The 15,386-nt window shown below is 35.5% G+C and carries 13 protein-coding genes; 11 read left to right on the forward strand and 2 right to left on the reverse strand.

The window, feature by feature from the left end:
* The first annotated feature begins 236 nt into the window (after nt 1-236).
* The 9 genes from BM296_RS12275 (at nt 237) to BM296_RS12320 (ending at nt 10,149) form a co-directional block, all read left to right on the forward strand.
* Complete coding sequence (locus tag BM296_RS12275) at nt 237-830, forward strand: class I SAM-dependent methyltransferase (protein ID WP_177214957.1); 594 nt, start codon at nt 237-239, stop codon at nt 828-830.
* 300 nt (nt 831-1,130) lie between these two features.
* Nucleotides 1,131-4,355, forward strand: a complete 3,225-nt coding sequence (locus BM296_RS12285) for a VPS10 domain-containing protein (protein ID WP_245787012.1) — start codon at nt 1,131-1,133, stop codon at nt 4,353-4,355.
* A gap of 33 nt (nt 4,356-4,388) precedes the next feature.
* Nucleotides 4,389-6,323, forward strand: coding sequence for a S9 family peptidase (locus tag BM296_RS12290; RefSeq protein ID WP_091903287.1), 1,935 nt, complete (start codon nt 4,389-4,391; stop codon nt 6,321-6,323).
* 30 nt (nt 6,324-6,353) lie between these two features.
* Nucleotides 6,354-7,079, forward strand: a complete 726-nt coding sequence (locus BM296_RS12295) for a DUF2490 domain-containing protein (protein ID WP_091903288.1) — start codon at nt 6,354-6,356, stop codon at nt 7,077-7,079.
* 28 nt (nt 7,080-7,107) lie between these two features.
* On the forward strand, nt 7,108-7,746 hold the full coding sequence (locus BM296_RS12300; RefSeq protein ID WP_091903289.1) for a YceI family protein: 639 nt from the start codon (nt 7,108-7,110) through the stop codon (nt 7,744-7,746).
* 149 nt (nt 7,747-7,895) lie between these two features.
* Nucleotides 7,896-8,489: a superoxide dismutase family protein gene (locus BM296_RS12305; RefSeq protein ID WP_091903290.1), complete on the forward strand. Its 594-nt coding sequence runs from the start codon at nt 7,896-7,898 to the stop codon at nt 8,487-8,489.
* A gap of 74 nt (nt 8,490-8,563) precedes the next feature.
* Nucleotides 8,564-9,100, forward strand: coding sequence for an RNA polymerase sigma factor (locus tag BM296_RS12310; RefSeq protein WP_091903291.1), 537 nt, complete (start codon nt 8,564-8,566; stop codon nt 9,098-9,100).
* A gap of 1 nt (nt 9,101) precedes the next feature.
* Nucleotides 9,102-9,896, forward strand: coding sequence for an anti-sigma factor (locus BM296_RS12315; RefSeq protein WP_027067414.1), 795 nt, complete (start codon nt 9,102-9,104; stop codon nt 9,894-9,896).
* Nucleotides 9,897-9,966: 70 nt separating this feature from the next.
* Nucleotides 9,967-10,149: a hypothetical protein gene (locus BM296_RS12320; protein WP_027067415.1), complete on the forward strand. Its 183-nt coding sequence runs from the start codon at nt 9,967-9,969 to the stop codon at nt 10,147-10,149.
* A gap of 19 nt (nt 10,150-10,168) precedes the next feature.
* On the opposite strand, the gene BM296_RS12325 is transcribed toward BM296_RS12320, so the two are convergent.
* Complete coding sequence (locus BM296_RS12325) at nt 10,169-11,212, reverse strand: VOC family protein (RefSeq protein ID WP_091903292.1); 1,044 nt, start codon at nt 11,210-11,212, stop codon at nt 10,169-10,171.
* The gene (locus tag BM296_RS12330) at nt 11,205-11,909 is read right to left on the reverse strand and encodes a glycosyltransferase (RefSeq protein ID WP_091903293.1); all 705 of its coding nucleotides are present in this window, start codon (nt 11,907-11,909) and stop codon (nt 11,205-11,207) included. The genes BM296_RS12325 and BM296_RS12330 overlap by 8 nt, the downstream gene beginning before the upstream one ends.
* A gap of 211 nt (nt 11,910-12,120) precedes the next feature.
* Here BM296_RS12330 and BM296_RS12335 point away from each other — a divergent pair, with 211 nt between their 5' ends.
* Together BM296_RS12335 and BM296_RS12340 are read left to right on the forward strand one after the other, a co-directional pair.
* A complete protein-coding gene (locus BM296_RS12335) occupies nt 12,121-12,909 on the forward strand; it encodes a DUF547 domain-containing protein (protein WP_091903294.1) in 789 nt (262 codons plus the stop codon).
* A 142-nt stretch (nt 12,910-13,051) separates the two neighbouring features.
* Nucleotides 13,052-15,295 carry an efflux RND transporter permease subunit gene (locus BM296_RS12340; RefSeq protein ID WP_091903295.1) on the forward strand — a complete coding sequence of 748 codons (2,244 nt, stop codon included), beginning with the start codon at nt 13,052-13,054 and terminating at the stop codon, nt 15,293-15,295.
* Nucleotides 15,296-15,386 lie beyond the last annotated feature (91 nt).

Below are 15,386 nucleotides of genomic sequence, written 5' to 3' on the forward strand. Positions count from 1 at the left end.
TTGGTATTTAGTCGGTTAGAAAGATAGGTATTTGATTTGTTTACGGCAATCCATGAGTGATCAATGGTATTGAATTCTACATACTTTGCAAAAACTCATCAAATCTGTTTAATTTTACTCGATAATCGAGATTTAAATACTCCGACGCTTGCGTCGAAATATAAATTATATTTTCAATTCAATGTCTCGCGGACTTGCGCCGGGGTATTTACTAGAGTACAAAACACGCAATTATCTTGAAAGAAGAAGAAAATTATTGGACAGAACGCTACGTAGAAAAAAAGACGGGTTGGGATATTGGCTACCCTTCTACTCCAATAAAAACTTATGTTGACCAACTACAAAATAAGGCGTTACAAATCTTGATACCTGGTGCAGGAAATGCCTATGAAGCCGAATACCTTTGGAAAGCAGGATTTAAAAATGTACATATTTTAGATATTTCTGAAGTTCCATTGAAGGCATTCAAAAAAAGGAATCCCGATTTCCCAGAGGCAAATATGCACCAAGCGGATTTCTTCGAGTTTAAAGGTCAGTACGATTTAATAATAGAACAAACTTTTTTCTGCTCTTTTGTACCTACAGATACCAATAGAAAACAATATGCTAAGCACATGGCAAGCCTATTACAACCGAATGGAAAATTAGTGGGACTTTGGTTTGATATTCCATTAACTGGCGATATGATTAAACGCCCTTTTGGAGGAAACAAAGAACTGTATACCAAATACTTATCACCATATTTTAAAACGATCACTTTCGATCAGTGCTATAATTCTATTCCACCAAGACAGGGTAATGAATTGTTTGGGATTTTTCAAGTTCGTTGATGGTTGTTGGTTTTCACTTCGGCTTCGCTCAGTGACCATGCATCAATTTGTCTTTTCGAGCGCAATCGAGAACTAAGGAACATAAATTCAACAGATTGCCACGTAGCGAAAAGCTCCTCGCAAAGACGAATAAAAAACTGGCTACTGAAAACTGTTACTGCCAACTGAAAACTGAAAACTGAATCCATCAAATGTTAATTAATTACCGATTATACAAAACCAACCACTGTTAACATCCTTTTAAGAATACTTCCCTTTCTTTTCATTTATTTTTAGGCACATAACTAACAAACCACTACAATGACAAGAAGATTACTCTCCCTGTTGATGCTTTTTGCATCTTTTTTCGTTACAGCTCAAGAATTTAAAATGGACCTGGTACAGGACATGAAACCCCGTAACATCGGTCCGGGTGGTATGAGCGGTCGTGTTACTAGCATTGATGTTGTCAACTCAAATCCTGATATTATGTATGTAGGTACCGCTTCTGGTGGCTTATGGAAATCTACATCTGGCGGCATAAAGTGGGATCCTATTTTTGATAAAGAGGTTACTGCCTCTATTGGTGCAGTTGCTATTCAACAAAGTAATCCGTCTGTTATTTGGGCAGGTACAGGTGAAGGTAATCCTAGAAATAGTTTAAATGGTGGGTACGGAGTATACAAATCTCTAGACGGCGGAAAAACTTGGAAATCTATGGGTCTTGAAAAAACAAGACACATTCATAGAATTAAGATTGACCCAATGAACCCTAATATCGTATATGTAGGTGCTATTGGATCTCCTTGGGGCGAACACCCAGAACGTGGTGTTTTTAAAACTACAGATGGTGGCGAAACTTGGGAGAAAGTTCTTTTTGTAAATAATAAAACAGGGGTTGCAGACCTTATTATGGATCCGACCAATCCTAATAAATTAATTGCCGCAATGTGGGAACACAAGCGCGATCCTTGGTTCTTTAACTCTGGTGGTTCAGGTAGTGGCTTGTACATGACACATGATGGTGGTAAGAATTGGAAAAAATTATCTGAAGAAGATGGTTTGCCTGCTGGTGACCTGGGTAGAATAGGTGTGGCTATTGCTCCTGGCAAACCAGATGTTATTTATGCATTGGTAGAAGCTAAAAAGAATGCGCTATACAAATCTGAGGATGGCGGATTTAAATGGAAAAAAATCAATGAAAAAGATGATATTGGAAATAGACCTTTTTACTATTCTGAAATTTATGTAGATCCTGAAAATGAAAATAGAGTGTTTTCAGTATTTACCTACGTGAACGTTTCGCAAGACGGTGGAAAAAACTTTGAACAATTAATGCCGGCATATCGTGCAGATAATGGAGTACATCCTGATCACCACGCATTTTGGATTCACCCAGATAACGGACAGTTTATGATGGACGGTAATGACGGTGGATTAAATATTTCTAAAGACGGAGGAAAAACTTGGCGCTTTGTAGGGAACCTTCCGGTTGCTCAATTTTATCATATTGCAACGGATAACGAGTATCCGTATAATGTATACGGTGGTATGCAAGACAACGGTTCTTGGAGAGGTCCTGCTTATGTTTGGAAAGCGCAGGGAATTCGTAATAGCTACTGGCAAGAAATTAGCTTTGGTGATGGGTTTGATGTTGTTCCCGACCCTGTAGATTCTAGATATGGCTATACCATGAGTCAGCAAGGTAACGTACAGCGTTTTGATCATGTTACGGGAGATAATTACATAGTGCGCCCTACTCCACCAGATGCTACAACAGAACTTCGTTTTAACTGGAACTCGGCAATTAGCCAAGATCCTTTTGATAACAGTACCGTTTATTTTGGTAGTCAGTTTGTACATAAGAGTACGGATAAGGCATTGACCTGGAAGGTGATTTCTCCAGATTTAACTACGAACGACCCAGAAAAACAAAAGCAAAGTGAAAGTGGCGGATTGTCTATGGATGCTACCGGTGCTGAAAACCATACTACCATATTGGTTATTGAACCTTCTACAGTTGAAAAAGATATGCTTTGGGTAGGTTCTGATGATGGTCGTGTACATTACACTCAAAATGGTGGCGAAACATGGAACGATGTTACCGCCAATATAAAAGGCTTACCTAAAGGAAGCTGGATTCCGCAAATAAAAGCATCTACACGAAATAAAGGTGAAGCGCTATTAATTGCGAATGATTACAGAAGATTCAACTACACACCATATGCATACCGTACAAAAGATTACGGTAAATCTTGGACAAGAATTGTGGACGCTACTGATGTAGAAAGCTATGCGCTATCTATTATCGAAGATCCAGAGAATCCTAACTTGCTGTTTTTAGGTACCGATGATGGATTGTATGTTTCTTTCAATGCGGGAGATAAATGGCAAAAATGGACTGAAGGTTTCCCTACGGTTTCCACTAAAGATTTAGCTATTCACCCAAGAGAACATGATTTGGTTATAGGTACTTTTGGTCGTGCTGCATGGGTATTAGATGATATTCGTCCATTGCGTGCATTGGCTTCAGATGCATCTATCCTGAACCAAGAAATAGAAATATTTACTCCGCCAACGGCATATCAAGCTTCATATCAACAGCCAACAGGAAGTCGTTTTGGTGGTGATGGACTTTACCAAGGTGAAAACAGAAAGTCTGGCGCAATGATTACCTATTATTTAAAAGAAGGTAAAAAGGATGCCAAAAAAGAGAAGCCTTCTTCAAAAGAAAAAGAGGGTGCTACTGAGGAAAAATCAGAAGCAGTTGAATTAACTGGTGTACAAAAGAAAGATTCTGTTCAGTTCGATTTTTATGATGGTGACAGATTAATTCGTACCTTAAAATATAAGACTCCAGAAAAAGCCGGATTCCACAGAATTTATTGGGGAATGGATGAAAAAGGGGCTGATAGACCCTCTAGAAAAGTAATTACCAAGAAAAAGGAATCTGGAGGATTAGATGTTAAACCCGGAACTTACACTATAAAAATGCTTTATGGTGAAACGGAAGAAGAAACTACAATTACGGTAGCTTCCGACCCACGTTTAGATGTTTCAGCAGTAGCTATAACTGAAGCTTATACCAATGGTAAAGTGTTAGAATCTTACATGCAAAAAGCCGCAGATGCCGTTCAGCAATTGGCACAAAGCAAAGCAACTGCAGAACAGTTTCAAAAAGATTTGAAAAAGGAAGATGACAAAAAGTATAAAGAGCAGATCGATGCCTCAAAAGATATCATTAAACAAATAGATTCTGTTACCGCCATATATTTAGGTAAGGTAGATAAGCGACAAGGTATTACTCGAAGTAAAGAGATGACGGTAATGCAACGTTTACAAATTGCACGTCGTTATGTTGGTTCTCGTAAAGCAGGTATGACAGCTACGGAAAAACAATTAATGCAATTTGCCAAAGATGATCTGCAGAGCGCACTACAAAAAACAAATGCTTTCTTCGCCAAAGAATGGGTAGATTACCGAAATAATATGAAAAGTTTAGATTTATCACCTTTTAAAAAAACAGAAGTATATAAATTAAATTAATATGTAAAAGTCTAACAATCAAAAACTACTACTATGAAGTACCTAATGGCTTGCTTTGTGTTTACGCTTATATTAAGCTGTAAAGAAGAACCTAAAAAACCTTCTATTGCAGAAACGATGAAGACCTATACCATCAAACAAATGATGGATAACGAAGCCATTGGTGGCGGTAGTTTTTCCCCTGATAATTCTAAATTACTTATCTCAAGTAATAGATCTGGTATTTACAACATGTACACAGTGCCTACGAGTGGCGGTGAATTGACTCCCGTTACAAAGTCTGACAGTGCATCTGTATTTGCCATATCCTATTTTCCAAAAGATGACCGTATGTTGTTTAGAATGGATGGAAATGGTGATGAGATTTTCCATATTTACGTAAGAGATTTAGACGGTACTCAGACCGACCTTACACCAGCAGAAGGTGCCCGCGCATCGTTCTACGGATGGGCAGAAGATGATATGAGTTTCTACTATACTTCTAACGAGAGAAATCCTAGAAATGATGATATCTATGAATTAGACCTAGAAACTTTAGAGCCTACCCTGATCTATGAAAATATGGAAGGATATAGTATTGACGGAATTTCTGAAGACAAGAAATATATAACCTTGGGCAAGCCTATCAATACTAATGATTCCGACTTGTTTATTTACACTGTGTCGAATAAAAAGCTTACCAAAATCAATGAAAATCAAAGCGCCAACAGTAGCTCTGAATTTTCTAATGATGGTTCTTCTTTGTATTATACAACAGATGATGGCGAGGAATTCTCTTATTTAATGAAGTACGATATCGCCACTGGCAACAGAGAAAAGGTGATGCAGAAAAATTGGGATATATGGGGTACCTATTTTACAGAAAATGGCACCTATCAAGTGACCTATATTAACGAAGATGCCAAGAATGTCATTGAAATAAAGAATGTTAACACCGGTGAAAATGTTGCTCTTCCTTCCTTAGATGGTTTGGACGTAACCAGTGTAGATTTCTCAGATGATGAAAAACTAATGCGTTTTTACGCCGGTGGGTCACACACCCCTTCTAATTTGTTCGTTTATAATTTAGAAACCAAAGAACAGACCCAGTTGACCAATGTTTTAAATAGCGAAATAAACGGCGAAGACTTGGTGAATGCAGAGTTAATTCGTTACAAGTCTTTTGATGGGGTTGAAATTCCTGCCATTTATTACAAACCTCACCAAGCAAGTGCGGACACCAAAGTACCTGCGTTGGTTTGGGTTCATGGCGGACCAGGTGGTCAGAGTCGTCAAAATTTCAGTTCTTTTATACAGTACTTAACCAACCATGGGTATGCTGTACTTGCCGTGAACAATAGAGGTAGTAGCGGTTATGGCAAAACTTTTTATCAAATGGATGACCTAAACCATGGCGACAAAGATTTGAAAGACTGTGTAGAAGGTAAAAATTGGCTTGCTTCTCAACCAGAAATAGATGCAGAAAAAATAGGGATTATAGGAGGCTCTTACGGTGGGTATATGACCATGGCTGCATTGACTTACACCCCAGAAGAGTTTGCCGTTGGAGTAAATCTTTTTGGCGTTACCAATTGGATCAGAACATTAAAGAGTATTCCACCATGGTGGGAGTCTTTTAAAGATGCGCTTTACTTAGAATTAGGTGATCCTTATAGTGCAGATTCTGTACGTTTAAAGGAGATATCACCCCTATTCCATACAGATAAAGTTACCAAGCCCTTAATTGTGCTGCAAGGATCTCAAGACCCTAGAGTACTACAAGTAGAATCTGATGAGATTGTTGCCGGAGTAAAAAAGAACGGTGTACCTGTAGAGTATGTGCTGTTTGAAGATGAGGGACATGGTTTCGTTAAAAAGGAAAATCAAATTGAAGCCTATAGTAGAGTTCTACAATTTTTAGATGTATATCTAAAAAAAGATAAAGGAACAGCTATTGAAGATGACACACCTGTAAAGGGTAAGCCATAATTATTAAATTGAAAATTAAGAAGACGAAGAATGAGGAAAGTTATTACGTTACTATTATTAACAACAACGATTTTTAATACAAATGCTCAAAGTGAAATAACTGGAGAAGATGATTTTGGTAGTTGGTTCATGTATTTTGGCACCAACAAAATTGCCGATAAATGGAGTATACATACCGAAGCGCAATTTAGGTATTACGAAATGGCTTCTAATTTCAATCAGTTGTTACTGCGTACGGGAGTCAATTATCATATTAATTCTGATGCCATTGCTACATTAGGGTACGGCTTTATAGACACTGATCCTACTTTTAGAGAATTTGATATTCTTGGGGACGATGCCTTATTTGAAAATAATTCTATTTCAGAGCATCGTATTTTTGAGCAGTTCATTCTTAAGAACAAGGTCTGGGAATTTAAGTTCGAGCATCGCTATCGATTAGAGCAACGCTTTGTTCAAAATAACTTTACAGGTATCAGTAATACATTACATAGGGCTCGATATAGAATTCAAATGACCTTGCCCCTAACCGATATTTTCTTTTTAAACTTTTATGATGAAATTTTCATCAACCTACAAAATGATGCTTTTGGTCAGAATAGAGCATATGCAGCCCTGGGTGTTAATGTTACCGATAATTTGAGCATGCAAGTAGGATATTTAAAGAATCATTTCAGTGAAACTAACTTTGATCGTTTTCAAGTTGGGGTATTTTATAATACAGATTTAAGAGGCATTTTTAAAAAGAAGGAATAACTTTATACCATAAACAAATTACATTATCATGAAAAAAATAACTATAACTTTCGTTAGTGCATTATTGATTGTTTTTGCAAGCTGTAAAGAAACTAAGAAAGGTGAAGAGTCTACTAGTGTAGATGCTTCAACTGAAGCAGTTGAAACCTTCAGTTTAGTACAAGATTCAACAAAAGTGAGCTTTATTGCTTACAAAACCACAGAAAAAATCCCTGTGGGCGGTAAATTTGAAAAAATCAATTTCACAAAGACAAATAGTGGTGAAACTGCATTGACCGCTTTAAATGGTACTGAATTCAGTATTCCCGTAAGTAGCTTATTTACTAATGACCCTACTGGTACAAGAGACCCAAAACTTTTAGAATTTTTCTTTGGGGTTTTGAAGGATACAGAATTAATCTCTGGTGTTTTTAAAGTTGAAAATGACAAAAGTTCAATTGATATCACTTTAAATGGGGAGACACAGAATATTCCACTAGCATATGAAATGAATGGTGACAACAAAATTACTTTCAACGGTGTAATGGATTTAGAAAACTGGAATGCCATGGATGCCGTTGCCTCTATTAATAAGGCGTGTGAAATATTACACACAGGAAAAGATGGTGTTAGCAAAACTTGGAGCGAAGTTGCCCTAAAAGCAGAAGTTTTACTTGAAAAGAAATAATTAAACTTATTATCAGTAAAAGAATGAGGTGCCCAACAGCACCTCTTTTTTTATCCTTAAAAATTAAAAGTATTGCTCATTTCAAGTAACGGTTTGATATTGCCTTAATTTATGTCTAATTTAACAATTCATAACAAAATTAGAACATCATGAAAATATTTAAAACGCAATTAGCACTACTAGCAATATTAGTTGCTTTTAGTTGCAAAGAAGTAAAAAAAGAAGCTTCTGACGCAAAGGAAGAAGTAGAAGAACTTATGGATGAGGCTAAAACTGAAATGAACGAAGAGGAAACTGTCGTGAAATTTATGTTAGAGCCCAAAAGTGATAGTAAAGTAAAAGGTGAAGTAACTTTTACTGAGGAGGATGATGAAGTAAGTATGGTAGCGGTATTATCTGGACTTACAGAAGGAGAACACGCTATACATATTCACCAGACTGCAGATTGTACTGCAGCTGATGGTTCTTCTGCAGGAGGTCACTGGAATCCAACAAACGAGCCACATGGTAAATGGGGTGCATCTGAAGGATACCATAAAGGAGATATTGGAAACTTTACTGCAGATGCCGATGGTAATGCAAAAGTTGAATTCTCTACAGAAGAATGGTGCATTGGATGTGATGACGAAAACAAAAACATTTTAGGAAAAGGAGTAATTGTACACCAAGGCGTAGATGATTTCACCTCTCAACCTAGTGGTGCTGCTGGTGCACGTGTTAGTTGTGCCGGTATTATTGAATAGGGTTAATAATATTTTTTTTAAAAGCTGTTCTTAGAACAGCTTTTTTTATTTTTAATCGATTTAAAAAAGCACTCATGCAATTAGACCGTTTGGTTAATCAATTTAGAAAGAAAGACCCCTCCGCTTTCGAGAAGTTATACGGTATGTATGCCGATAATATTTGTGGCGTAATTAATACCATAGTCAAAAACGACGCTTTATCTCAAGAAATTTGTCAAGACGTTTTTATAAAAATTTGGAACAACTGCGAAAGTTATAATTCATCTAAAGGAAGATTCTTTACATGGATTTTGAACATAGCCAGAAATGCGGCTATCGATGAAATACGCAGTAGGTCGTATAAAAATGATAAAAAGAACCTTTCCGCAGATTACTTCGTAGGTATTTTACAGAACAAACAGGAAGAAGAAAGTTCTACTGTAGATACCAAAGGATTGAGGGATCTAGTTAAGAATTTAAAGGAAAAATGTGTTCAAATCATAGAACTGTTATACTTTAGAGGATATACTCAAAAAGATGCTGCAGAAGAATTGGAAATTCCGATAGGTACTGTCAAAACAAGGAATAGGAGTTGCATTTCCCAATTAAGGGAGAATATGGAGGTTAAGTAGTATGGATGTAGAAAAGTACATAGCATCAGGAATTTTAGAGCTTTATATAGCTGGTATACTTTCAGATAAAGAAAATCTGGAAATTGCCAACTACGCAAAAGAGTACCCAGAAATTCAAAAAGAAATTGAAGCGATTGAGGCTTCAATATTAGAATTATCAAGAAAAGCATCACCAGGATATAACTATTCGTTTAAATCATTAATGAATAGGATAAATAAAGAGGTTAAAGTAGTTTCTATCAATGATAAACGAGGCACCCCATTATTATCTTATATAGGTTTGGCTGCATCAGTTTTACTAGCCGTTGGTTTGTTTTGGATGTATCAGCAAAATCAAGATTTAAAGTCAGAAATTGAGTTAGTTGAAAAACAAAATGTTGATCTTGAGCAGCAAATAGCTGACACGGACTCTTCATTAGAACAGACACAAGATTTATTGAATTCGCTGCGTGATAAAAACATTAGTGTAACTACGTTGGGCGGACAAGATATTTCGCCAACATCATACGCAAAAGCGTATTGGAACAAGGAAAACAAAAAGGTATTTATAGATGCCAAAGGTTTACCTGAGCCTCCAGATGGTTTTGTATATCAAGTATGGTCTCTTAAACTTTCACCGCTTACTCCTACCAGTATGGGTCTGCTAGAAGATTTTGCTACGGATGAAAATAAAGTCTTTGCATTAAATAACCCTAATGACTCAGAGGCATTTGGTATTACGTTAGAACCGGCAGGTGGTAGCGAAGCACCAACACTAGAACAACTATATACACTTGGTGTAGTATCAGCTTCATAACGAATTAAAATTTAAAGTAAAAATGGGTAGATTTTAAAATCTGCCCATTTTTTTTTACTATTTTTCGTATATGGATTTAAAGAAACTTTTTGGAACCGTTTTAACCTTATTAGGCATTGGCGGACTTGTTTATACTGCAATTTTATTTGGGAATAGTACAGGCACTACAAAACAACTTATTGTTTACGGTGTATTAGGCGCTATCTTTTTCTTTTCTGGAATTGGACTTATAAGAAATACGAGTAAGGGTTAGTATTTAATAACCTCTTTAATTACCGGTCCTTTTTTACACGATGCAAGCTTAAACTTTTAACCAACCATTTTGGTAATGTTTTATGCGGATTCCTATTTTTGAGATTTAAGTACAATCCTAATGATTTTAGAATAGGAACTTTATGGGTTTCTACCAATTCTATCAATGTACCATCTGGATCTTCCATATAACTAAAATGCCCGGCAGCATCGCCCATATCAAAACTATTGGCACTATCTACCGTAAATGCGTAATTGTTTTTCTTTGCTTTATCTCTTATAAAACACATACCCGAAACATCGAAACATAGGTGTATGTACCCTAAATCTCCCCAAAGTCGATTTTCAAATATTTTATTAGGAGTGCTGTCCAAAACTTGAATCAATTCTAATTGACTAGGCCCCAATAAATCTCCGAAACCACCAAATTGTTTTCGTTCTTGTTTTATAACAACCCTTCTAAATCTGCCTTTACCAGCACCTTTGAAAGCTTCAATATTATCATATTCAATAATTGAATAATCTAACATGGTACCGTAGAACTCTAAAGAACGCTCCATATCACAGACACCAATAACAGCACCTAACACTCCACCATTATTAGACGGTTGTTTACAAAAAACATAATGATCTTCAACCATTTGCACTCGATTACCAAAAGGATCGGTAAAGTAAAAGTTAGGACAGAATGATTGATTGATATCCGATAAATCAGACACTTTTAATCCCCTTAAATATGAATGAATTTCGGTTAGATTATTACATCTAATTTTCATTGCATAGATACCTAAATCTCCAAATTCAATAGGAACTCTAGGTGCTCTTGGTTGTCGGTCTTTAAACTGCCAAATCTCCAATCCGCCGCCACCAATCATATTCAAGGCAAAATATGCTTCTCTTCTTTCGGCTTTATCATTAGTATACTGGGTCATTAATGATGCGACTGCCTCATCTTCGAACAATAAAATATCAAAACCTAAATGCTTTCTATACCAATTAAATACTTCTTTGACATCGCAAACACCAATACCAATTTGCTGAATACCATTAATAATTTCAACCATTGTATGGGGTGCGTATCAACTTGTTATGAAGTGTTTTTAGTTTGTTGCCTGGGTAACCGAATTTGAATAAAACAACCAATAGAAAATTTGAAAGATTTACCCTCAAATATGAATTGCACTCATATTTACGCGCAGAGACTACCAAGTCATTCTTAACTATTGTATATGGTATATTCTGTTTCTTCATTCTATCGAAAAATTCAAAATCTTCCATTAAGACTTGCGCTTCATTGAATCTGCCTAGTTTTTCAAAAATATCTTTTTTAATAAATAGGCATTGATCTCCTCCTCCAGTAAACAAGCCGTCTTTTGCCGTAAAAGATGCATTTACGCGTAAATACCAGGTATCCTTATCAAAGCGATATGTAAAAAATCCTGCTGCATATCCGTTTTTAAAGCTGCGTAAAATATCATCTATAAACTCCTGCGGCGGTACAACATCGGCATGTAAAAAAACCAAGGTATTTCCCAAAGCAGCTTGTGACGCCTCATTCATTTGTGCAGCCCTGCCTTTATCTTTACAATGTAATACCTTTACTTTTTGACTGCATTCTAACATGTCTATAGTATCAGTATTACCAGGAGAAACTGCAACTATAATTTCCAAGAGCTTTTCATGTTCAATAAAACAAGCAACTTTAAAGAGTCGCTGCAGGTTATCAAATTCATTATGAGCTGGAATTATAATACTTATCATGGCAATAGTTAAGGCATTTTTATTAAAAAGTAAAACAGCATTTAAATAGTATATAGTTTTACGCCTTACTTACGCAAATTGAGGAAAATAGTTTTAAAACTATCGTATATTTTTAAAAATAATACTGTAATCAATTAAATAAAGGTGCGACAAATGTTTCATGAACCTTTTAACTATAATTACGTAGCTATAGGTAACCTAAAATAATACTATGAAACTTAAATTATATTTTCTTGCGACTTTATTTGCACTGTCCTGCACTGCTAAAACCGGACTTCAAGCACAAGTAGAAACTGCAAACGAAACAGATTTTAATAAGTTATCCGAATCGTTTTTAAAGCGAATCAGAGATGACAAGGATACGCAAGAAATACAAGATATTTTAGCCAACACAACTATTGAAGAATTAGATAACGCCTTAGATACAAATGATAAGCGATTAGCTTTTTGGTTAAATATTTATAATGGCTACATACAGGTGATTTTGCAGAAAAATCCAGAATTATACGATGATCGCGGTAGCTTTTTCAAATTAGAGCAAATTAAGATTGCCGGTGAAATGGTTTCTTTTGCAAAAATAGAACATGGAATAATTAGAAAATCGCAATGGGAATACGGTCTAGGCTATATACGCAAATGGTTCCCTGGTAAATTTGAACGTAAACTACGTGTAAACAAGCCTGTATATAACGTACACTTTGCCTTAAACTGCGGAGCTAAAGATTGTCCTCCAGTAGCAATCTATGAGTGGGAACGCTTACCTGAACAATTAAAAATAGGGACAAAAAAGCTTTTAGAAAATACAAGTGAATTTAATAGTGAAACTAATGTAGTTAAGGTTACTTCTTTATTTAGTTGGTTTAGAGGTGATTTTGGAGGTAAAGGTGGTATCAAGAAAATCTTAAAAGAAAATGAGATAATACCTTCGACCAAAGGTGTAGATATCGAATACACCAATTACGATTGGACATTATATCTAGATAATTTTATTGAATTATAAACAGCTTAACCTTATGTATTTGCTACATTTAAAATCAAATACATAAGGATAATTTTATATTTGATTCTCTTATTTATTTCTTTTTACCATGGTTAAAATGTAGAATGGTAAATTTGCACCCGAATTAGATTTATTTTCCTCTATGAAGGTTGGCTTTGGTTTCCTTAAAAAATTCTTTATTGCGCTATTTATCCTATTAGGAGTTTTGGCTGCCTCTAAATTGGATGAGCTTCAGTTTTCATTTGATTTTAGTCAATTTTTTCCTGAAGAAGATCCAGATTTAGCCTTTTACGATGATTATGTTGAGGAATTTGGAACTGATGACAATTTCCTATTAATTGCCGTTAAAAACAAACCCAATGTATTTCAGCAAGATTTCTTAAATAAATTTCAAGCGTTTTCCGAAGAAAGCAAAAGCTTTGAATATGTTTTAGAAAGTAGCTCTTTAACCTCGCTCTCCTACCCGCTTAAAACCTCTTTTGGCTATACTACGCTGCCAATTATTCATATAAAAGATTCCACCCAATACCAGAAAGATTGGAAAAAAATTCAAGAAGATTCCCTATTCATAAACGTACTTGTAGATGAAAAGAGAATGTCGCTCGTATTAGCATTAGAAACAGAAGACAATTTAGATTACAAACAGTCAGAACTTCTTCTAAACAGTATAAGAGCTTCATTAAAAGAGCATAATTTACCGCATTACCATATTCTTGGTAGAGCTTTTTTCTATGAAGCAATTGTTGATATGCAAAAGAGCGAAGTACTAACAACTACTATAGTAGCGTCTATTCTAGTTTTTATCATTCTCTTGTTGGTGTATAAAAGTATGCCGGTGGTATTAATTTCTGTAGTCTCTATAGCTACCTCTCTTTTGCTTTTTATGGGCTTGCTGGGCTGGCTAGGAAAAGAACTAAATGCAATGGCCGCATTTTACCCAGTGCTCATGCTCATCGTGGGTACTTCTGATGTTATTCACCTAACCGATAGTTATATTAGAAAATTACATAGTGGTACACCACCATACCATGCCATAAAATCTTCCCTTAAAGAAGTTGGTATGACTACCCTACTTACGTCAATAACTACTGCGGTTGGTTTTGTTACCTTACTTTCCTCTAGATTGGTAAGCATTCAAGAATTCGGAATAAACGCCGCTATCGGTGTCTTAGTGGCTTATATCACCGTAATCTTATTTACTGGCTCATTACTTATAAGCATACCTGAAAAATTGTTAACCGGACGTAAAACTATTTCAGAAAACTGGGTCAACTATCTTTTAAAAATAAATACGTTCACCAAAAACTACCCAAAATCTATCATTATTGGTACGGTAGTATTCACTTTTCTATGTTTTGTTGGTATTAGTATTGTACAAACAAATCAAGAACTAAAAAACACCTTACCTGCAGGAAGTGAAATAGCAAATGATTTCGATTATTTCCAATCCAACTACTCAGGATTTAGACCTTTGGAAATTGCAGTAATGAGTACTGATGGCAATAAGGTAACCGATTTTAAAGTTGCCCAAGAAATTGAAAAACTACTGGTTTATCTAAAGACATTTAAAAGTATTGGTAACGTGCAATCTGCCAACCTTCCTTATAAGATTTTCAATAAGGCAAACAACTTAAATAGTTCTGCATATTTTACGTTACCTAGCGATGAGAAAACCTTTTTAAAATACCAAAAAGATACGCGCAAGCTAGCTCGTAAACAATTAGCTAAATTTGTTAATACCGATGAAACTATTGCCCGTATTAACGGAAGACTACAAGACATTGGTACCGATAAATTAAAAGTTGTTTACAGTGATATTGATAATTTTGCTAAAACGAAATTAGACACCTCTCTCGTTGCTATTAAAGTGACCGGAAAAAGCATCTTACTAGATAAAAACTCTGAATACATTAGAAGTAGCCTATTAGAAGGACTTCTTTATGGATTATTAGTTATCGGAGTTATCATGGCTTTTGTTTTTAGAGATATCAAAATCTTTTTAATATCTCTAGTACCCAATATTTTACCCATACTGTTTGCGGGTGGAATTTTAGGATTTTTAGGTATACCACTAGAAGCTTCCCTTTCTGTGGTTTTTGCTATCGTCTTTGGTATTGCCGTTGATGATACAATTCACTTTCTAGGAAAGTATAAATTAAGTATTACGCAAGGCTTGGATAAAGAAGCTGCACTTGAAAAGACATTTGCACAAACCGGTAGAGCATTAGTAATAACTACCATTATCCTATTTTTTGGATTTATGGTGATGCTATTTTCAATTCATCAACCAAGTGTTACCATTGGGTTGATAATTAGTGTAACCTTAGTAACAGCATTAATACTAGATTTGCTGTTATTACCTGTACTACTAAGAAAATTACTTTAGATAGAACGATTAGTTCTATGAAGCGTTTTTTGTAATGATCTATAGGCAAAAATGCTTTTGCCAACCATTAAAATCATTAAACTTATCCATA

It is taken from the genome of Maribacter stanieri (assembly GCF_900112245.1).
Taxonomy (GTDB): Bacteria; Bacteroidota; Bacteroidia; order Flavobacteriales; family Flavobacteriaceae; genus Maribacter; species Maribacter stanieri.